The sequence below is a fragment of the Microcoleus sp. CAWBG58 genome, from assembly GCF_020883045.1.
Classification (GTDB): domain Bacteria; phylum Cyanobacteriota; class Cyanobacteriia; order Cyanobacteriales; family Microcoleaceae; genus Microcoleus.
On sequence record NZ_JAHRFA010000045.1, the window covers coordinates 27,825 to 49,179 of the forward strand.

Sequence of the window (21,355 nt, forward strand, 5' to 3'; positions counted from 1 at the left end):
AAATCAAAGAAAGGACTGAAGTCCTCACTACGAACCTTGATTACCGATGAGAAAATTGGTTTGTAGTAAGGACTTTAGTCCTGATTTACTCGAAATCAAAGAAAGGACTGAAGTCCTCACTACGAACCTTGATTACCGATGAGAAAATTGGTTTGTAGTAAGGACTTTAGTCCTGATTTACTCGAAATCAAAGAAAGGACTGAAGTCCTCACTACGAACCTTGATTACCGATGAGAAAATTGGTTTGTAGTAAGGACTTTAGTCCTGATTTACTCGAAATCAAAGAAAGGACTGAAGTCCTCACTACGAACTTACTTATGGTGAAACAATGCTACCGTCAGGCATGATTGTTTCTTTCAAATGAGCGCCGTCGAGATTAGCTCCCGCCAAATTTGCTCCTCGCAGATTTGCTCCTGTCAAATTCGCCCCTCTCAAATCAGCTTTACCGAGGTTTGCCCAACGAAAATCGGCAGCACTCAAGTCAGCAAAACTAAGATTTGCCCTAAAAAGATATGCTCCCGTGAAGTGAGCTTCCCCGAGGTTTGCTTTAGATAAATTGGCTGCGTAAAAATGTGCTTCAATCAATTCTGCTTGATTGAGATTGGCTTGACTCAGATTAGCATGATTGAGGTTCGCGCCGATCGCATTAACTCGAAACATTGCCGCCCCGATTAAATTTGCATCTCCTAAATCGGTTTGTTGGAGATTCGCAGCACTGATGTCCGCCCCAATTAGATTGGCACCGCTCAAATCTGCCCCCCGGAGGTCGGCCTCTCGGAGATTTGCTCCCGTTAAATTGGCTTTAACTAATTTAGTATCGAGAAGTTGTGCTCCAGCAAGATTGGCTAAACTGAGATTAGATTCGGCGAGGTTTGCTGTAATTAATCTAGCCTTAAACAAGTCTGTTTTAAAAAGGTTAGACCGTCCAAGATATGCACCTCTAAGATTTGCTTCAGCGAGGTTAGCTTCGCTCAGATCCGGTTCGAGGTTTGGGTTGAGATTTCTCCATTCAATCCAAGTAACTGCACCTTTTTTTAACAGCGCTAAATGCTGTGTATTTGCCATAATTGCATCTCCTATAACCCTATTCCTTGCGACCAAAAATTGCTGGATTTTCGCGACCAGATACGCTTTCCACCGCCGCAATTGCTGCCTGGGAACCTGCTATAATATCTCGTTCTGCTCCGCCGAGGTAAAGGCGTCCGAAACTACCGACAGCCTGAACTTCTAGGATGTTAATAGATGCACCTTTTTCTGCTTCATTGGCGGCCAGGGCTGCATAGGCTGCTGGTTCTACTTCTAAGACGTAAAGCGTTTGTCCCGCCAGCAACAACTGTCCGCGCCTGCTGCGGTTGATTAATTGTGTTTGGTGGGGGTCAATGTTGCGAATAATTTGACTGGAAATTACTCGCGGTTTGATACATTCTTCTCTACGGACTCCAATGAATTCTAGAATGGCTTTGCCTGCGGCCCTGGTTTCGCCCTGCTGGCCCGAGTGTACTTCCAGCAAGCCGTACAGGCGCTCGACTATCTGCACTCCAGGGCGCACCGAGGCTGATTTGAGGGCGACATCGGTAATTCGGTTAATTTCGATGCCAGGGGAGATTTCTATCCACAGCGACGCATCCCCCGGCAGTGGCAAGAATCCGGCGGCGACTGTGCCGATGTATGCTGCGTGCTGTGGCTGCAAGTTGTCTAGAAATACGTAGCTGCGTAGCTCTATTCCCAATTTGTTTTAATCTCCGTCGATCGAGCTTTTGTTGTCTGTGCAATATCTGAGTTTACCTTTTTTTGTCAACAGTACATTGTCTGTATGATTTTTGACGGTTGACGGTTGACGGTTGACGGTTGACGGTTGACGGTTGACGGTTGACTGTTTGAACAATACCGATGCGGCCGGAAACGATATGAGATTCACCCCGCGAAGTGACGTTTTGGGCTTTGCGAGCTATGTTTAATTTCGTATGACCACTAAAAATTTGATATCAATCTGTAGTAATAGCTGGAGTTTATCAATCTTTACTGCTACAGGTGGATTTAACTTTGAAAGGCGATCGATATAGTGATGATAGTTAAAGATTTTTGCCAACAGAGAGCATTTGAATTATGAAACGTTCTGATTTATCCAAAGCAATCGGTGCAGGTATTATCGCTGCTGGTTTAGCCATTTTACCAGCTCATCTGCCGACTTCGGCTCAGACAAATACAGCTCCGGGTACTAACAGCAGAGACACAACTACTACTACTACCACTACTCCTCGCTCCGGTGTCTACAGTGCCCAGAACGATCGCGATTTTGATTGGGGATGGTTGGGCTTGCTCGGCTTATCTGGCTTGTTGGGTTTAATGCCCCGCAAACGCGAAGAAAATGTCCGCTATACCACTACAACGGGCGATCGCGACCCGGCAATTCGTACAGATTACCGCTAATGCTAGAGTATAACGGGCTGTGGGTATCATGCAGGGACAGGATGTTTTAACCTGTCCGAATAGCACCAACAATCATCAAAAAACCTCCATCTGTGAGGTTTTTTTATTAGATACGCTCGGCAATCAATTGGTTCGTAGTGAGGACTTTAGTCCTCGAACAAGAGATGACTAAAGTCCAATGGCACTGAAGAAACAGCGTTGAGAAAATCTAATTCCTCAGTTTTTTTCCATTCAGTTAACATTGAAGAAGTTTCAGCGTATCCTACCCGTTTTTGTTCTGCGTACCAAGCTTTGGTCCTTGCAGCTAAAGCGCGGTTGTAGACTAAACGAGTACAACAAGAAAGTGCGTCGCAACAAACTTTCTTGTTCCGGCCTTGGGTAGAATCGATAGCTGAAGGCTTTTAGTGTCACACTTACAGTGTAACGCCTAAATTGTAAAATGTGCGTAAGTTCTCGTAACTTTTGTAAAGCCGTCGAGCGAAGGACGGGGTTTTAGACCCAAATTTCTGATAAAAAATATAGTCCTGGACGCATAACCGACGTATGTCAGGAGCTTAGGCTGCACCTTATCGCTAAGCCCAAGTGCATTTAAATTGTATAGTCAAATTTAACAAAACTCTTGTGGGGTGGGCCAGAAAGCCCGCTCAAAAAATAGAATTTAGATGCGGAACAGCTTATTAAGAATTAAAAATCAAAATTTGTTCTAATCCATGTCAAAATGAGTCTAACAAATTTTTTGAGTTGGAAGGCTAACGATGAGTGTAACTCCTAAATTGCAGCGCGCATTTGAGCAAGGCCGCGCCCTGAAAATTATCAGCGGTTTAAATAATTTTGATGCAGCCAACGTTGCGGCTGTAGTCAAAGCAGCGGATCTCGGCGGTGCTTCCTTTGTCGATATTGCTTGCGATCGCGATTTGGTATTGATGGCAAAACAGTTGACAAATTTGCCAATTTGTGTATCGGCTGTGGAACCAGAAAAGTTTGTGGCTGCGGTAGAAGCAGGCGCTGATTTGATTGAAATTGGCAACTTTGATGCTTTCTACGCTGTAGGGCGCCGTTTTGAAGCTTCTGAAGTTTTGGAGTTGACTCGCCAAACGCGATCGCTATTTCCGAACATCACTCTTTCTGTAACAGTTCCCCACATTCTGACACTGGACAAACAAGTACAGTTAGCAACAGAATTGGTCAAAGCAGGCGCTAGCATCATCCAAACCGAAGGCGGCACCAGCGCCCAGCCAATTCACGCCGGAACTTTGGGATTGATTGAAAAAGCAGCGCCTACTTTGGCCGCAGCCTTTGAAATTTCCCGCGCCGTACAAGTCCCCGTACTCTGCGCTTCGGGCATCTCCAGCGTCACTGCACCGCTGGCTATTGGCGCCGGCGCTGCGGGTGTTGGCGTCGGTTCTGCTGTAAGCCAACTTAACAGCGAAGTGGCGATGATTGCTGCTGTTCGCAGTTTAGTTGAAGCTTTGGCAAAAGTCGAGCGATCGCACTTTGCTGCTTCAATCTAATTAAGAAGGAAGAGTTGACAGTTGACAGTTGACAGTTGACAGTTTTCAGAGGGAAGAGGGAAGAGGGAAGAAGGAAGAAGGAAGAGTTGACAGTTGACAGTTGACAGTTGACAGTTTTTAGAGGGAAGAGGGAAGAAGGAAGAAGAAAGATTTTTCCCCCTCTCCCCCTCTCCCAATCTCCCAATCTCCCAATCTCCCCCTCTCCCAATCTCCCAATCTCCCTCTTCCTTAATAATTAATCCACCACACGGCATAATCATGTAATAAATGATTGTTTGGGGGGATATCATCAACTGATTCTAACTCTGCTAAACGCAACATAAACTTTTTGCGATCGCCAACGCGCTGAACTTCCACAAATATGCCGTCTTCCTGAATAGAAAAATCTTCCAACCGATGAATTGTGAATTTATCAGTATAAGAAGGTTGAGTTTTTTTGAGCCTTGCATATTCTTTTTTAGTGCCAAAACCCATAATATACTCTTCTTCCCATTCAAACTCTTCTATGCCAGTAACATGGCACGGAACTTGAAAATTTTGCTTGAGGTAGTCTAAATATTTGATTGTATTTTTAACATCGGCATTGATTTTTTTGTTTCCCAGGATTCTTCTAATCTTACTTTCAAATTGACTGCCATTAAATGGGTTGTTTTCATCGAGATCGGCGAAGATTTCTGGCTTGAAGGTGCCTCCTAATTCTGGTAATTCGGCAAGCAAGCGCTGCAAGTCGTTGAGCGGTTTCGGTCTTCTACCTGCTACAATGGTTTCATCAAGCTGAACTAAAGGAAGTTCGGATTCTGAAGGAAGGGATTTGCTTTGATTTGGGCGATCGTCAACTTGAGACTTGTTAACTTTAGGCTGGTTAACTTTAGGTTTGTTAAATTTGGGCATCGCTCGGTCTCGCTGTATCGGTTTATCAATAAAGTATATCTTGGTAGAAGTACATTCGTGTCTGATAAATAGGAGGAAGCTGTGATGCAATTATTAAAATCGCCTGATGAATCGGCAGTCTATCAAGGGCAATTCGGCGAGTTTACGATTACCGAAAGCGATCGCGCGGGAGTGCTGATTTACCGCGCGGGATTGGGGGTGGCGGCGCTGTGTTTGGCGGTGGGTGCTACTCTGGTGTTGCAACAGGGCGACAACGCAATGGCAATTCAAGCTGTAACGCCTGTTTTTGCGTGTTTCTGGATAGCTTTAGGCGTTAGTTTGGCAACTATTCACATTTACATGATAGCGCTGCATCGCACGTTACAGGTGTTTTGGGCGATCGGCGGCGCGGCAGCACTGTTTGTCGCTTTACAAAGTAGCGAACCTTTGGCTTTGGCGGTGTACGAACATCCAGCGACTTTGTGGGGAATTGGCTTTACTTTTGCTGCCTTGAATGGCATCTTTTTTAAAGAAGCTTTCTGCTTTAACCGCCTAGAAACTAAGTTTTTGACTCCGGGAGTTCCGCTATTACTTTTAGGACATATTTTTGGCTTCCTGACACCGGAAAATGAACAGTTGCTGCTGGGACTTTGGGCGATATTGTTCATCATTTTTGCTGTCCGCAAGTTTTTTCAACCTATCCCCCAGGATATCGGCGATAAGAGCGTTTTTGAGTATCTCAAACATAAATAATTTGGGAATGGGGAATAGGGAATAGGGCATAGGGCATAGGGAATAGGCAAAACCGGCCAAGAGCAAAACCGGCAAAACCGGGCATAGGGCAATTTTATAAATTTCTCACAGTCTCACTATTTCCCTCTTCCTAAAACCATTGGTATTGTTGCTTCTTTTTTCTTCTTCCTGATAACTGACATCCGTTACATCCGTTACATCCGTTACATCCGCTACAGAATCCGTTGCCGAACTTCCTTCTTCCTTCTGCTATAAAATGAAAATTCGTCTGATCCGCCGCCGAGAAATGTGGGCAATTACCTGGGAAGGTTGGGTAATTGCGATCGCAGGTTTAATCATTACAATGGTCTTAATTCTCACAAATATTCATCCATTTTTGGCGGTAAATGCGCCGATTAAAGCAGATATACTGGTTGTGGAAGGCTGGTTGCCGGATTATGCAGTCGAAAGTGCGATCGCAGAATTCAACAAAGGCGGATACCGGAAATTGGTGACAACCGGGCTTCCGGTAAGTAAGGGCCACTATCTCGCCCAATATAAAAATTATGCTGAACTGACCGCCGCGACTTGTATTGCGCTAGGATTTGATAAGAACAAAGTGGTAGCTGTACCCGCACCGAGTGTTGTGAAATACCGCACTGCTGCTTCTGCGATCGCACTTCGAGATTGGCTAGCTACTTCTGCCCTAAAAGTTGACTCAATCAATCTTTATTCTATTGGCACTCATGCCCGCCGTAGTTGGATGATTTTTAAAGAAGTGTTGAATCCTGAGATTAAAGTCGGGATTATAGCTGCGGAATCGCAAGATTATAACTCACAAGAATGGTGGAAATCGAGCGCAGGTTTCCGGACTGTGACTGGGGAAATCATTGCTTATATTTATGCCAGTTTTGTCGGTTGGAAAGCTTAGGTACGTTGTTGGGCTTCAGCCCTCTTTGTCTATAAGTATAAAGAGGGCTAAAGCCCAACAACGTACCTTTTTTTTAGTTGACAGCAATGGATAGTGCTGTTTATACCAAAAATGATAAAATTATTCTCAGATAAATTGAGGGCAAGTCGTTGCTAGAAGAACGCGCTTACTGGTTAGCATGGTCACAGATTAATGGTATCGGGCCGATTTTGTTGCAAAGATTGCACCAACATTTTAAGACTTTGGCAGAAGCTTGGATGGCCAAACCAGTAGATTTAATGCGAGTAGAAGGGTTTGGCAAGCAGGTAATTGATACCGCTGTCCAAGAACGATCTAAACTCAATCCTGAAGAATTTATTGAGAAACATCTTATTCACAATCCCTGTTTCTGGACACCCGCAGATAAAGATTATCCCAGCTTGTTATTAGAAATTCCCAGCGCGCCGCCGGTGCTGTATTATCGCGGTTTAGTCGATCGCAAAGAGAATCAAGGAATTACGCCCACGGTGGCAATTGTTGGCACTCGCAGCCCTTCGGAATACGGCCGCCGCTGGACTCGTAAAATTAGTGTGGCTTTGGCTAAAAATGGTTTTACTGTTGTTTCGGGATTTGCCGCAGGTATTGATACGGAGGCTCATACAAGCTGTTTGGAGGCGGGAGGCCGGACTTTGGCTGTTTTTGGTACTGGGGTTGATATCGTTTATCCTAAGCCAAATGAGCGGTTGTGCGATCGACTGTTACAGCAGGGACTGGCAATCAGCGAATATCCGGCGGGGACTCAACCGAATAAAACAAATTTTCCGCGCCGAAATCGGATAATTGCTGGCTTGAGTCGCGCTACAATTGTGATTGAAGCTCCCCAGAAGTCGGGCGCGTTAATTACTGCTTATCAAGCTAATGAGTTTTGTCGGGATGTGTATGTTTTGACGGGAAGGTTGGATGATGAGCGATCGTTTGGATGTTTGGAATTACTGAGTAAAGGCGCTCATCCGATTCTCCCGAATAGCGATCGACTTTTAAGCGAAGATAGATTGTTGGAAATGCTCGGAGCTATGCCAAAATTGGATAGCGCGCAGCAGTTGTCTTTGTTTCCGACAAATCCAGCCCCTGAAAAGCAAGAGCCGCTATTGGATGCAGAGTTGGCTGTAGTGTTAAAAGCTTTGGGTTCCGGGCCAAGTTCTCTTGATACAATTGTGGAGGCTGCGGGATTGGAAGCGGGGACGGTTTCTGGTATTCTTTTGCAGTTGGAATTGTTGGGATTAGTTTCGCAATTGCCCGGTATGCGATATCAGCGTTGTTGATTTTAGATGTTAGAAAACTCGGCGGTTGAAGAGGTATTTTGTTGGGCTTGGGCCCTCTTTCCTGATATTAGCAAAGAGCGCCAAATCGCAACTACTGAAGAGGTATGTTGTTGGGCTTGGGCCCTCTTTCCCGATATTAGCAAAGAGCGCTGAAGCGCAACTAATGAAGAGGTATGTTGTTGGGCTTTAGCCCTCTTTCCTGATATTAGCAAAGAGCGCTAAAGCGCAACTACGTACCTTTCCGGAGCGCTGAAGCGCAACTACGTACCTAATTTGTCTGACGACAAACTAAGGGGAGTTAGGGGCGATCGATCGCAAATCGCTCTCAAATCAATCCGAAACTCCCTACACTAATAATCCCAGGAGAAACTCCGCTGACAGAAGCCAAAATCTCTCCAGTTTGGGCAAACCGAATTAATGTTACACCGCTATCTTGACTGATAGCCAATTGCGAATCAGTTAGCCCGTTACCCAATACTAAGAAGTCTTTACCAAATTCAAAATCGGTAATAGTATCAGTCCCAGAATTAGTGGAAAGTAGGAATTTATCGACTCCCATTCCTCCAATCAAAGTATCATTTCCTAAACCGCCATTCAACAAATCATCGCCCTTGCCTCCGTAAAGACTATCATTACCATCGTCGCCGTTCAAATTATCAGCACCACGGCCAGCAAATAAGGCATCATCACCGCCCGAACCGAGCAAAGTATCGAAGCCTTTGCCACCGAAAATAGTGTCATTTCCAGCAGCGCCGTCGAGAGAATCGTTGCCCCTCATCCCCATCAACACATCATTGCTGCTGGTGCCGGTGAGGATGTCATCGCCATTCGTACCGTTGATGCGATTCCCCGAATTGCTGCCCAAATCTGCATCGCCGGTGACGACAGGAGTGGCAATTCCAGCAGGCAAAACAACTGCTTGCAATCGGCTATCTAAAGCAGCACCGGTATTGTCAGCAACTACTTGGGAAATTGTCTTGCTTCCCGTACCAATCGCTTTGAAATCCTGACTCGTCGGGCCTAAAGCTACTTGTTGGACGCGGGCAACCGCTTGGGGAATTGATGTTGCTGTTGGATTGGCAACGGCGACATCGATGCGCTGATTTGCGGTTGCCATTACAGTCGCGGATTGCGAGGTAATAGAGGTGACTTTTTGAATGTTGAAACTCGGGTCAATCTGCTGGATTTTAGTAGCGGATTGCTGAATGATTGGTTCTAAGGAGGCTGGATTGCTGAGGTTTAAGATAGCACCGCCTTGAATTTTATCGCCCATTGAACTGACAACAGCTTTGACAAGATCCTTAGTAGCTGCACTGGATGCACCGTCAATCAAAGCGACTGTTTGAGTGATGACGTTTTGGACTTTTACCATTGCTGCTAAAACTTGAACTCCCCCAGGCTGGTTGTTGTTGGTAGCTAGGATTGGATCTAAGCTAGTTACGTCAACTTCGGCGGGGAGTCCGAGGGCGGCTTTGATTAAAGATTGCGCTTCTTCTGGTGCAATTCCTTTGTCAATTAAGTCGGCAACTAAGCTGGTTAGGAGGGTGACAACTGTGGAATCTGGCGGTGCGGTGACAGGTGTTTCTAGGGGTAATCCGGTGGCGGTGTCAGTGCCTCCGATCGCAACTAAATGGCCTTCTGAGGGGTCGATTTCTCCGTTTTTGTTGGTGTCGAATGTCTCGAAGGGGATGTTGAGATCGAATTTACCACCTGTATCGGTAATTGTGGATGGTTCGTTGGTGTCTTTGATGCCGTTTTTGTTGGCATCTAAGAATAGAGTTGCACCGGAAATGTAGCCGTCGATTACCCAGCCATAGGTAGAGGTATAGATGGAAAAGACTTGTGACGCACTTTCATCTAAGGGATCTGTCGCCGTTAAGCGAAAATAGTAGAAATTTTCATCTGGTGGGTTTTCGTTCGGTTTCTGACGGAATTTGATGGTGTTATTGTCAGAATTGAAAGAGAAATCTAGCCAACTCGGCAATGCTTCGCCAGTAGGTAAAGGAGTGCCATCGGAATTAACCGGAGTCAGTTTGTAAGTGAGCTTTTGACCGTCCGGGTCAATGTAGACATCTTTAATGTCTGCGTCAGCATCGTTAATATTCGAGCTAAGTTTAATCTTCTCTTCTGGCGGTTTATTGCGCTCGTTGTCTGCGATCGTCACAGTAGCACTAGAGGGTTCGCCTACATTATTGTTGTTGGGCTCTAAGGTAATGACCACTTTGTCCTCGCCTTCTACCCGGCTGTCGTCAACGGGGCTAAGGATGATCTTGACGCTGCGTTGATTGGCTGGGATAGTCACGGTTCCATAGGGCCCAGACAAAGGTTTAGAGATAGTCTCAAAGCCAGGAAAAGGTTTAGACTCGTAAGACAACTCGTAATTTGTGAATGGGGCCCTGTTACTCTCGTCGAGCCTGAAGAGAACAGGCAAATCTTTGTCTAGAGTGCCGGTGCGGGTAATGGTGAATTCTCCGGGATTACCTGGTGCTCCTGCATAAGGACGAGTTACTTCCGCCGCATTGGGATCTGTAGCAACGATTGTGACTTTTCCAGGGCTATCGGGGGCGACAAAACTTTTGACTTCGGAAAAGGGTGAACCCGCCCAAGCACCGTCGATCGCCTGTACGCTCCAGTAATAAGTTTGTCCAGGGATTAAGTAATCTGGCTTTAGCAGCCAACTGTACTCGTTCCCCCTGTCGTTTGGGTTGCTCTTGGCTTGGTTTACATTCCCCAACTGCACTACTTGCCGAGTTCCGTTATCAAGAGACATTGGGCCAACAATGTACTCTTTAATGGGGGGCTCATTGCCACCTTTGGGATTGGGACGAGTGCTCCAAACTTGCAGGTTGTAGCTTAAACCCCAATCGGGAGTTTGAGCGTCAATTGGGTTCCCCGCTTCTCCTACTGGCTGCCACTTTAAATTGACTCCATCAAAAAATAAATTTTGAGGTGCAGAGGGTGGGGTGTTCGGCTTAGAGGTATTGTTGCGGTAGATTTTGACAAAGCTGCCACTCCCAGATAAATCATTTGTTGTGAGTGCAATATCTAGTCTGTCATCCTTGTTGTAGTCTCCCCAAGAACCCGGGCTGGCAACATTATTAGGCAGCCCTGCATCCTCTAAAAGTTTAAAGCCAGAATCATTGTTTTCGTAAACTTTGGCGCCACCCGGATTACCCAACGTTTCTGTCACAAGGATATCCGGCTTGCCATTGTTGTCGTAGTCTCCCCAAGCACCGAAAGCAGCACCAAAGCTATTAAAAGTCTGAGGTGGCTGAAAGCTAGTATCTCTAGCCCAGTTCTGCAGCAATACCTTGGTAGGGCCGTAAGAATTATCATTGGAACGTTGACTTCGACCTGCAAGCAAGATATCTAGTCGGCCATCATTGTTGGGGTCTGCCCATGCACCGTAAGTAATAGGTTCGTTGGGGTTTGGATTTTCCTGCTGTGGAATGTTCTCTACATTAAAGCCAAAACCAGTATCGCGGAACGATTGTGTGAAGAATAGTGGAGTTTTATCTTCAGTAAAGCCATTGCCAGTGTTGCGATACAATTTTGCGATGTATTCTGAACCGGTGTCCCCTGTCAGCAAGATATCCTTGTTGCCATTATTGTCGTAGTCTCCCCAGGCAGCATTGCCCTTAACACCCGGCAATTTAGCTCCAGTCTCCTCCTCAAAGTCTCTGCCCTCGTTGCGGAATACTTTGGCGATGTAGCCGCCTGCGCCCGTGTCGCCGGTGAGTACGAGATCCTTTTTGCCATCGTTGTTGTAGTCTTCCCAAGCTGCGGAACCTTGGAAAATACCAGGCAGCTTTACATTTCTGTCTAGACTAAATTTATTGATATTATTGGGGTCGATCGGCTCGGGTTGGAAAGGAGGCGGGAAATTATCAATCCTTGGGTTCCGGTACACTCTGGTGATGGCGGTGTAGGGCAGACTGGGGACGTTGGGTTCAGCGGGGATGGAGAAAGGGTCTGGTGGAGGAGTATCAATTACGCCTGTGAGCAAGATATCGAGATCGCCATCATTGTCCCTGTCTCCCCAGGTAGCAGAAGGCTTGGAAGTGTACACATTAGGAGGATTTTGCGCCAACCAACCTGCGTAAACGGTAGGCAGGTTTATATTAATTGGCTCAAAGTCATTACCGTTGTTGTTGTTATTACCGTTGTTGTTGTTATTACCGTTGTTGTTGTTGCGATACACTTTGGGGATATATGCTTTTAGCCCAGAAGCATTTGAGGGGTCTTTGGAACTATCTCGTTCCATGACCAACAGATCCAAATCGTCGTCATTGTCGTAGTCTCCCCACGCATTAGCGCCGACATAACCAGGTATCATCCGATCGACTTCGTTGGTGAACTTGGGGGTATTCGCCGCTCGATCGACATTTCCATTACCTAGCGGCTGATCGTTAGAACTCGGTATTCCCACCCTCCTGAATATCTCTGTGCGGCCTGTTCCTGTAGTAACTGGCGGATTGACTACTGGCGGATTGACTACTGGTGGCTTTGGCTCGACGACTACTACTGGATCGACGACTACTGGTGGCTTTGGCTCGACGACTACTACTGGATCGACGACTACTGGTGGCTTTGGCTCGACGACTACTACTGGCTCGACGACTACTGGCGGCTTTGGCTCGACGACTACTACTGGCTCGACGACTACTGGTGGCTTTGGCTCGACGACTACTGGCGGCTTTGGTGCAGTGTCGTTATCGGTAATCGCCCCTACAACCCCCGCAACCGCAATCCCGTTATACTTAACATCGGCACTGGTAACACTGTGAGTAATATTCCCGCTGTGCGCGCCTTCGACGATCGCATCATCAACAGCGATCGCAGTAACGGGTTGAGCGATATTCCAAGTGTTGGGAGTGAAAGTGATAGGCGCGATCGGCTGAATCTGACTACCTGTTGTGAGAGCGATCGTAACGGTGGCTGTTGGCTGCGATTTCAGCACCACATTGTACGTACCATTTGCACCGCCTTCGGTAGCAGTTATTTCCGTGGTAGTAATAGAAACACCAGCCGTATCATTGTCCTTATTGCTAATACCAACATCCGCTACATCTTTGTTGCTGTAATTGGTATCTGTACTAACAGTATTCGCGGTGATTATTTTGTACTCAATATCGCCGTCAGCAATCTTATCCTCAACCCCAGTTACTGTTACCGGTTGCGGTGTATCCCAGTTAGCCGGAGTGAAAGTTAAACTATTAGTCGAAACAGTTCCTTCCGCAATATTGGAACTATTCAAACCAATAGTCACATTAGCAGTTGGCTTAGTATTCAAAACCACAGCAAAGTTAGCCTTGCTGCCATCTTCGCCCGTAGTTAATCCCGCCGTCGGATTGACCGTAATTCCCGGAGTTTCATCGTCGCTGTTTGTAACCGCAACATCATCGGGATTGAGGTCATTGAAATTAAGATCGTCGCTAACGGCACGGGCTGTAATAATCTTGTAATCTTTGTTACCATCAGCTACAAAATCGTCAACGCCTGTCACCGTCACAGTCTCGACTTTGCTCCAATTATCGGGAGTGAAAGTTATGCTGTTAGGCGCAACGGTTCCCTCTGCTGTATTGTCGCTGCTTAGGGCGATCGAAACATTAGCGGTAGGTTTAGCGTTGAGTTTGACTGTAAATTCTGCCTTGCCTCCTGCTTCGGTTGTTGATAGCGATTTGGGAGTTACCGTAAAGCCAGCCTTGTCATCATCGGCGATCGAAGTTGTAGCAGTTGCAGTAGCAATAGTCGGCGCGCCACCCGGTGAAACGGGATTTGATAATGTAATGGCAACTGTTTCATCCGGTTCTATATTGGCATCTCCCAACACATCCAAAGTAATAGTTTTTGATGTTTCGCCCGCAGCAAAACTGATTTTGCCAGTAGCAAGCGTCGCGCCGGAAGTCCCGCCGATATTGTTGTAATCAGTGCCGTTTGTCGCAGTACCGGCGATCGTATAATCTACGGTACTCCAGAGTTCCGTGCTGCCGTTGCGAGTAATGGTAAATGTGGCGGGAGTTTTCCCTGAATTGCCTTCGATAACGGTAGGATTGTTGGCTGTGATGGAATAAGAACTATTCCTGTCCAATATTGATACTTTTCCTTGACTCGTCGTACCGGCAACACCACCTGTAACTTTGCCAAAGTTGAGAACTATTTGTTCGTTACTATCAACGATATTGTCAGCTTTAATCGTGACTGCAATATTCTGGGTGAGAGTAGTAGTGTTAGCAGGAAAAGTCAGCGATGTAGTTGACAGAGTGTAATCTGCACCTTGAGTAGCTGTGCTGCTGGGGTCGATAACAATTGGTACAACTACATCGCCGAAAGAACTACTGTTGCTGATAGTGACGGGGATATTAACTACAGTATCCGTAGCGCCTTCAGTTACGTTGTAAGTGCCACCTACTTTGGATCCAACAAAAGAAACTGTGCTGGGTGTATTGAGTAGCACTGAAACAGTGTTGTCTGAGAAGTTAGTTGCAGCAATATCTAGCTTGCCATCTGCATCAATATCCTTCACTACAACGGAAGAGGGAGCAGAATTAGCAGAACCTACCGGAAAGTTGGTGGGAGTGCTAAATTCACCATTACCTTTTCCCAACAAAACTGAAACGGCTTTAGCTGTACCATTCGTCACTGCCAAATCTGACTTGCCGTCACCGTCGATATCTCCGGCTGCCAGGAAAGTTGTATTCACTGCTAAATTGGGAGCAGCAGTAAAAGTTCCAGGGGTTTTTTGTAACAGAATTGAGACGTTTGTAGAAGTAATATTAGCTACAGCCAAATCGTCTGTATTGTCCGCGTCAAACTTCCCTACTACGATCGAATACGGCCCTGTTACCACTGGAATAGTTGGGCCATTAGTAAAGACTCCACTATTGTTTGCCAACAGAATTGAAACTGTGTTAGCGGTGCGACTTGTCACAGCTAAATCGTCTTGTTTCCCGTCACCATCAAAATCGCCCACGGCGATGGAAGTGGGTTGTATTCCTACCAAAGAATTGACTGGTGCACTAAAAGTCCCGTCAAGATTCTGCAATAGAATTGAGACAGCGCTATTAGTATTGGGGACACCCGTGGCGCGAGTAGTCGCTACAGCTAAGTCTGTCAAGCCATCGCCGTTAAAATCCGTAGCAGCAATGTAATTAGCCCGACTTGTTGGGTTCAAAGATATATTAGTGCTTGAAGCTAAGCCACCCAAAAATAGCGTGAGAGAACCGTTGCCGTTATCGACAACTAAGCCGTCTCTGTTACTTCCGAAAAATTTGCCGATCGCGAGGGCATTTCCTCCCTGGGCCAAGTTAGTAGCCGGATTGAAGCCTCCTGTGGCATTCCCTAATAAAATAGAGGTGCCAGAAGTGCCACCTCCGGCAGCGTTGCTATTGGCAACAGCTAAGTCTTTGATGCCGTTGCCGTCAAAATCTCCTACATCAACTAAGACGGGATTTGTGCCGACGGGAAAGTTGGTAGCTGGCTTGAAACTATTCAAAACGTACTCGTAATTAGCCAATACTTCGGGTGCAAATACTAGCGCTGTTTCTATTTTCCCGGTTCTGATTTCTAGTTCCCAGTCCCCGCCCTTTGCTACACTTCCGGTGAGGTTTTGGGAAGCTGCAACACTAGCCCCGGTTAACTCACTCAAGCGTTTGACAAATGCTTTACCTGTCTCGCCTGCTGCTATTTCACACCCGTAGAGGAGGATATTCGATCGATTTTTGCTGGGTGGCGAAAACCACTGCTGTAGATCATGCCGATCGCACTCTAGATCGTCTAAACTCAAACTACCATTACCCACTTGCAGGCTACCCGGAGCACCGTGAGAAACGATGTGAATGCTGTCAATATTGGTACGAAGAGCTAAGATTTGAGTAATTTGTGCGATCGCATCCTCATTCCCATCTAACACTACAACTTCCGTACCCGGTGTTACCCCAGCCACCAAACTTTGATAATCTTGTACTCTTGTATCGATAAAGGCGATCGACTTTACTGAAACTGGAACATTTAAATTAGACATAATACACCTATTTGGGGTAAAAAAGACAACAATTCCCCTGTTTCGCAACTTGCGTGCGAAACTGTCTATCAATTTTGATTTACACAGGCACGGGATTTCTGCGTAAAAATTTGGTTATTTCCGATCTGTTGTAGCTAACATAACAGTTTTTTTAGCAGAGCTATATAAAGTTTTCTTTAAAAAAATCTGGTAAATTAAAGTACCGATAAAGAGCGAGAAAATACTTAAGTACAATTACTGCGATGAATGCGAGATGCACATAACACAAATATTTTTGAAATGTAAGTGCTTTTGTATTGAGATTTAAGTGTGGTAATTAATACATAAATTAGGTAAGTAAGGTGATGTGCGATCGCAAAAATTGGAAACCTAGATTAGCGGCGATCGCCCGGAAATGATGTAATATCGTGTCCAGTCGATGACTATCACAAAAAAAGTTCGTAGTGTGGACTTCAGTCCGCTTTCTTTCTGGCTGCGGACTGAAGTCCGCACTACGAACGAATCTGGCGATCGCACTCAGGAGCGATCGCACATTAAATACTAACTACAGCAAAGTGAAATCCGCAGCATTGATCGCAGTGGAAGACACTCCAATTAAAGAAGCAAAAACTTGTCCGGTTGAAATTAAACTAATCCGAGTTATCCCATTACTTTGAGTAATTGCCAATTCGGAGAAACTTAACTCGTTACTGAGAATCAGCAAATCTTTGCCATCTTCAAAATCGGTAATAGTATCGATGCCGGAATCGACAGATAGTAAAAAGCGATCGATTCCCAGGCCTCCAATCAAACTATCATTACCCAGATCGCCCGATAAAACATCATCACCTTCACAGCCAATCAAAGTATCATCATCTTCACCCCCATAAATGCGATCGTTTCCTTCCCCTCCGTCTATCAAGTCATTATTGCGATCGCCCCTCAAGTAATCCTCACCTTGGCCGCCGCACAAGGTATCGTCTCCGAAATGTCCTAAAAGGGTATCATTGCCTTGACTGCCGACGATTAAATCGTTATCTTTGCCTCCAAACAAACAATCATTTCCTTTGCCGCCATCAATCCAGTCATCGCTCTGATTCCCGTTTATAAAATCATCGTCTTCTCGTCCATTAATAGAATCACTGCCGCGATTGCCAAAGACACTCTCTTGTCCTTCACCTCCTAAGATAATATCGTTGTTTTTGCCTCCAAATAGTAAATCATTTCCTGAATTGCCAACAATAAAATCATTTCCTGAATTGCCGTTAACCGAGTCATTGTCATTGCCACCAAAAAGATTGTCATCGCCTGCTTTGGCATCGAAAATATTGGGAATTGCACTGCCGTAGAAAGCATCATTTTGCAGAGTGCCAAGCTGATTTATGTTGCTGCCGTTGCCGTACAGAGTATCATCAACTTGATTGGGTTGGTTGAGATCGGGAGGCGCAATTGTACGGCAAATACAATCGGTGTCTGGGGTTTGAGGTGCATCAGTTGGCGCGGGGGGAAGAATTACGATCGCAGGTGTTGGCGTTGGCGTTACTTCTGGGGCAGGTGTTGGAGTTGGAGTTGGAGTTGGAGTCCTAGTCCGAGTTATTGTTGGTGTTGGTGTTGTGTCGTTATCAGCGATCGCCACTGTCACACCGGAAATTGTTATTTGATTATACTTAGTATCAAGACTCGTGGCTGTATGACCGATCGCCCCTGCGTGATTTCCTTCAACAACCGTATCGTCTGTAGCCGTTACTGTTACTGGTTTTGCCACATTCCAATCGGTAGCGTCAAAGGTGATCGGGGCGATCGCATTTATTTGACTGCCATTCGCAAAACTAACCGTTACTGGTGCCGTCGGCTGTGCAGTAAGTTTGAGGCTGTACGTGCCAGTAGCACCGCCTTCTGTTGCAGTGGTACTCGTCGGTGAAACAGTCACGCCGGCGGTATCGTTGTCAGCAATCGCGACAGTCACAGGAGAAATTTTCAGGTCATTATACTTAGTATCGTTGCTGACAGATTTGTGAGCAATCGTACCGCTGTGGGTTCCTTCGGGGATGCTATCATCGATCGCGCTTACAGTCACATTTTGAGCAACATTCCAATTATTCGGCGTAAAAGTGACAGGTGCGATCGCACTAATTTGACTGCCCGCGTCCAAGTTAATCGTAACTGGTGCAGCAGGTGCAGCAGTGAGAACCAGGCTGTAAGTGTCTGTGGTACTGCCTTCGCCGATTTGGGTACTGCCGGCTGATTGCACAATAGAAACACCAGGGCGATCGTTATCGGCGATCGATGCAGTAACATTGGGAATTGTCAAGTCATTGTAATTAGCATCGGTACTGGTAATAGCGTGAGCAATAGTGCCGCTGTGCGCCCCTTCCGAGAGATTGTCATCGATCGCGCTTACAGTTATATTTTGAGCAACATTCCAATTATTCGCTGTAAAAGTCACAGGTGCGATCGCATTTATTTGACTGCCGGGATTAAAGTTAATCTTAACCGGAGCAACAGGTTCAGAAGTGAGAATCAGACTGTAACTATCTGTGGCAGCAGCTTCGCCGATTTCCGTATTTCCGGCTGACTCGACAATAGAAACACCAGCGCGATCGTTATCGCCGATAGTAACATTGGCAATTGTCAAGCTGTTATAATTGGCGTCGGCACTGCTAATACCGTAAGTAATAGTCTGACTGAGTACCCCTTGAACTATATTGTCATCGATCGCACTAACAGATATCTTTTGAGGAACATTCCAATTATTGCGATCGAAAGTAATCGCCGCCACCGGATTAATGCGATCGCCCGCAGTTAAACTAATAGTAACGGGTGCAGTAGGTTGCGATGTTAGCCTAACTGCATAGCTTCCTGCTACGCCGCCTTCTGTAATACTTGTATTCCCATCCAGAGGTATGACGTTGATACCTGCTTTGTCATCATTTGCGATCGTAGTTGTAGCCGTTGCAGCAGTAATCGTAGGTGTTATACCCGGTGCAACAGGATTCGACAGCGCCACCGCAATAGTTTCATCGGATTCTACTACTGCGTCACCTAACACATCGAGAGTAATGGTTTTGGATGTTTCGCCCGCTGCAAAGTCGATCGTGCCAGTAGTAGCAGTTGCCCCAGAAGTGCCGCCGATGTTATTGTAGTCGGTTCCGTTAGTAGCAGTTCCTCCAATGCTATAGTTGACGCTACTTGCGGTGCCAATATCGCCGCTGCGAGTCGCGGTGAAAATTAGAGGTTTTGTGTCAGTATTGCCTTCGGGGATGCTGGCATTTCCCGCAGCAACCGCATAGGAAATTTTACCGTTAGCTGGAATAGTTAGGGTGGTTTGAGCGATCGTACCTGCCACGCTACCTGTAATTGTGCCAAAGTTAAGAATTGCGGTTTCGGCGTTTTCAGCGATGTTATCGGGTTTGATAGTAACTGCAACATTCTGCGTTAGATTATTAGTATTGGCTGGGAAAGTAACAGTTGTCGGAGCAAAAATGTAATCTAAATTTTGGGTAGCCGTGCTGCTGGGATTGATTACAATCGTTACAGTTACAGAAGTATTGGGAGAACTGCTAATAGTAACGGGAATATTGACTGTTATGTCTGTTGTTGATTCAGTGCCACTATAAGTTACTGACCCAAAATTAACTTTAGGAGTTGTATTGAGCAAAATCGAGGTGTTAAAAGAGTCAAAGTTTGCCGTAGCTAAATCGGGTAAGCCATCTTTATTAAAATCGCCTGCAACAATACCTTGGGGATTTATTCCCACACCAAAATTAATAACAGTGCCAAAAGTGCCGTTACCATTCCCTAACAGCAGGGAAACATCATCCGATCCATTATTTGCTGTGGCTATATCGATTTTTCCATCGACATTAAAATCGCCAGCAGCAATAGCAAGAGGGTCTCTTGCGACACTATAGTTGGTCGCTGCACCAAAGCTTCCAGTGCCATTGCCTAATATAATTGATACATTATTTGAGCCTTGATTGCTAGTTGCCAAATCTGGATTTTGGTCTCCATTAAAATCGCCCAATACGATGTAATTTGGGTTATTGGCAACGGTAAAGTTAGTGGCAGCACCGAAAGACCCATTAGCATTTTGCAACAGGATGGATATGTTATTAGAACTAAGGTTAGCTGTGGCAAAATCTGACTTGTTATCCTTGTTAAAGTCACCAACAAGCACAAAATATGGATTTAATCCCACGCTCAAATTAGTAGCTGCGCTAAAACTGCCATTACCATTTCCCAGTAAGATAGAAATATTGTTAGAGCTTCGATTGGCTGTAACTAAGTCAGGATTGCCATCAGAATTAAAGTCTCCAGCAGCTACAGTATAAGGATTTGCCCCCACACCAAAGTAGGTAGCATTACCAAAAGTTCCATTACCATTCCCTAAAAGTAGAGAAACATTGTTAGTAAAATTATTGGCTGTAACCAGATCGGAATTACCATCTTTATTAAAGTCACCTACAGCAACAGACCAAGTAGCGAGATCGCTCGGCGGGTTGGTGTTAAGATTAGTGGCAGCGCCAAATTTGCCAGTACCATCTCCCAATGCGATCGAAACATTGCGATTAGTTCCAGTGGTAGCAAAAACTAGGTCAAGGTTGCCATCTTTGTTAAAATCTCCAGTGGCAACTTTGCGGAGACTGTAGGTTATGGGAAAGTTAGTTGACGCGCCAAAACTATTCAAAACGTGTTCGTAATTTTCCAATACTTCCGATTCAAATACCAAGGATGTTTTAATCAATCCGATTCTTGCTTCGAGTTTCCAGTCGCCACCTTTTGCCGCGCTTCCCGTGAGGTTTTGGGAAGCAGCAACATTGGCATTTGTGAGTTGGGCAATTCGTTGGATAAAGGTGAAGCCATCTATTTCTAAATCTACATCTACATCTAAATCTCTCGCTTGTTCCCCGATACCGCCGGGGAATTCATTCCCCGTCTCATAGCAAAAGTCCTCTAAAGAGGACTGAATATCCATCTTATTTACAGTCGGTTTCAACCGACTTCCGCTATGAGACAGGGAATTAATTCCCTGTCTGACTTTTGGGTAAGCACGAGGTATTGATGCAACATTACAACCATAAATTAGAATATCCGAATCAACAGTTAAAGCACTTCGCCACTGCTGCAATTGCTGGGAATAAGCTGACAAATTATCTACATTCAAACTACCATTACCCAGTTGCAAGCTACCCGGAGCACCGTGAGAAACGATGTGAATGCTCTCAAGATTGGTACGACAAGCTAAAATTTGAGTAATTTGTACGATCGCATCCTCATTCCCATCTAACACCACAACTTCCGTACCGGGTGTTACCCCAGCCACTAAATTGTGATAATTTGGTACTTGAGTGTCGATAAAGGCGATCGACTTTACGGCAGGAATATTTAAATTCGGCATCATACACCTCCCAATTAAAAAAATCACAAACAGAATATTCAGGAAATGAATCCGAAATTACTGTACACAAAGATTTGCGAATCATACGCAAATGTCAAATTAATCGAGGTACGTTGTTGGGCTTTAGCCCTCTTCACATATGTTTAAAGAGGGCTAAAGCCCAACAACGTACCTACTCTG

At 45.6% G+C, this 21,355-nt stretch carries 13 protein-coding genes and 1 pseudogene; 6 read left to right on the plus strand and 8 right to left on the minus strand.

Annotated features, from left to right (window positions below; translation table 11 throughout):
* Nucleotides 1–315 precede the first annotated feature (315 nt).
* Genes QZ918_RS19865 through QZ918_RS19875 form a run of 3 tightly spaced genes read right to left on the minus strand, consistent with a single transcriptional unit; the run spans nucleotide 316 to nucleotide 1,918 of the window.
* On the minus strand, nucleotides 316–1,065 hold the full coding sequence (locus QZ918_RS19865; protein ID WP_293337877.1) for a pentapeptide repeat-containing protein: 750 nt from the start codon (nucleotides 1,063–1,065) through the stop codon (nucleotides 316–318).
* 19 nt (nucleotides 1,066–1,084) lie between these two features.
* Nucleotides 1,085–1,729, minus strand: a complete 645-nt coding sequence (gene ccmP / locus QZ918_RS19870; RefSeq protein WP_293151824.1) for a beta-carboxysome protein CcmP — start codon at nucleotides 1,727–1,729, stop codon at nucleotides 1,085–1,087.
* Between the two features lie 6 nt (nucleotides 1,730–1,735).
* A complete protein-coding gene (locus QZ918_RS19875) occupies nucleotides 1,736–1,918 on the minus strand; it encodes a hypothetical protein (RefSeq protein WP_293337878.1) in 183 nt (60 codons plus the stop codon).
* Nucleotides 1,919–2,106: 188 nt separating this feature from the next.
* On the opposite strand from QZ918_RS19875, the gene QZ918_RS19880 reads away from it, so the two are divergent.
* Nucleotides 2,107–2,430, plus strand: a complete 324-nt coding sequence (locus QZ918_RS19880; protein ID WP_293337879.1) for a WGxxGxxG family protein — start codon at nucleotides 2,107–2,109, stop codon at nucleotides 2,428–2,430.
* Nucleotides 2,431–2,606: 176 nt separating this feature from the next.
* Here the strand turns inward: QZ918_RS19880 and QZ918_RS19885 are convergent.
* Nucleotides 2,607–2,841 (minus strand): annotated as a pseudogene (locus tag QZ918_RS19885) (helix-turn-helix domain-containing protein); the annotation flags it as partial.
* Between the two features lie 344 nt (nucleotides 2,842–3,185).
* Here QZ918_RS19885 and QZ918_RS19890 point away from each other — a divergent pair.
* On the plus strand, nucleotides 3,186–3,941 hold the full coding sequence (locus QZ918_RS19890) for a DUF561 domain-containing protein (RefSeq protein WP_293337880.1): 756 nt from the start codon (nucleotides 3,186–3,188) through the stop codon (nucleotides 3,939–3,941).
* Here the strand turns inward: QZ918_RS19890 and QZ918_RS19895 are convergent.
* Both QZ918_RS19895 and QZ918_RS19900 read right to left on the minus strand, forming a co-directional pair.
* Nucleotides 3,938–4,195, minus strand: a complete 258-nt coding sequence (locus QZ918_RS19895; protein WP_293337881.1) for a hypothetical protein — start codon at nucleotides 4,193–4,195, stop codon at nucleotides 3,938–3,940. The two genes, QZ918_RS19890 and QZ918_RS19895, sit on opposite strands and share 4 nt — an antisense overlap.
* On the minus strand, nucleotides 4,170–4,832 hold the full coding sequence (locus tag QZ918_RS19900; protein WP_293337882.1) for a hypothetical protein: 663 nt from the start codon (nucleotides 4,830–4,832) through the stop codon (nucleotides 4,170–4,172). The genes QZ918_RS19895 and QZ918_RS19900 overlap by 26 nt, the downstream gene beginning before the upstream one ends.
* A gap of 84 nt (nucleotides 4,833–4,916) precedes the next feature.
* On the opposite strand from QZ918_RS19900, the gene QZ918_RS19905 reads away from it, so the two are divergent.
* From QZ918_RS19905 to dprA, 3 genes are all read left to right on the plus strand, one after another.
* Nucleotides 4,917–5,564 carry a DUF2301 domain-containing membrane protein gene (locus tag QZ918_RS19905; protein ID WP_293337883.1) on the plus strand — a complete coding sequence of 216 codons (648 nt, stop codon included), beginning with the start codon at nucleotides 4,917–4,919 and terminating at the stop codon, nucleotides 5,562–5,564.
* 256 nt (nucleotides 5,565–5,820) lie between these two features.
* Nucleotides 5,821–6,474, plus strand: a complete 654-nt coding sequence (locus QZ918_RS19910) for a YdcF family protein (RefSeq protein ID WP_293337884.1) — start codon at nucleotides 5,821–5,823, stop codon at nucleotides 6,472–6,474.
* A 149-nt stretch (nucleotides 6,475–6,623) separates the two neighbouring features.
* The gene (gene dprA / locus QZ918_RS19915; RefSeq protein WP_293337885.1) at nucleotides 6,624–7,775 is read left to right on the plus strand and encodes a DNA-processing protein DprA; all 1,152 of its coding nucleotides are present in this window, start codon (nucleotides 6,624–6,626) and stop codon (nucleotides 7,773–7,775) included.
* 325 nt (nucleotides 7,776–8,100) lie between these two features.
* On the opposite strand, the gene QZ918_RS19920 is transcribed toward dprA, so the two are convergent.
* Nucleotides 8,101–15,798, minus strand: coding sequence for a DUF4347 domain-containing protein (locus QZ918_RS19920; protein ID WP_293337886.1), 7,698 nt, complete (start codon nucleotides 15,796–15,798; stop codon nucleotides 8,101–8,103).
* Between the two features lie 418 nt (nucleotides 15,799–16,216).
* Here QZ918_RS19920 and QZ918_RS19925 point away from each other — a divergent pair, with 418 nt between their 5' ends.
* Nucleotides 16,217–16,342 (plus strand): hypothetical protein, encoded by a 126-nt coding sequence (locus QZ918_RS19925; RefSeq protein ID WP_293337887.1) that lies wholly within the window; start codon nucleotides 16,217–16,219, stop codon nucleotides 16,340–16,342.
* Here QZ918_RS19925 and QZ918_RS19930 read toward each other — a convergent pair whose 3' ends face one another.
* Nucleotides 16,343–21,175, minus strand: a complete 4,833-nt coding sequence (locus tag QZ918_RS19930) for a DUF4347 domain-containing protein (protein WP_293337888.1) — start codon at nucleotides 21,173–21,175, stop codon at nucleotides 16,343–16,345.
* Nucleotides 21,176–21,355 lie beyond the last annotated feature (180 nt).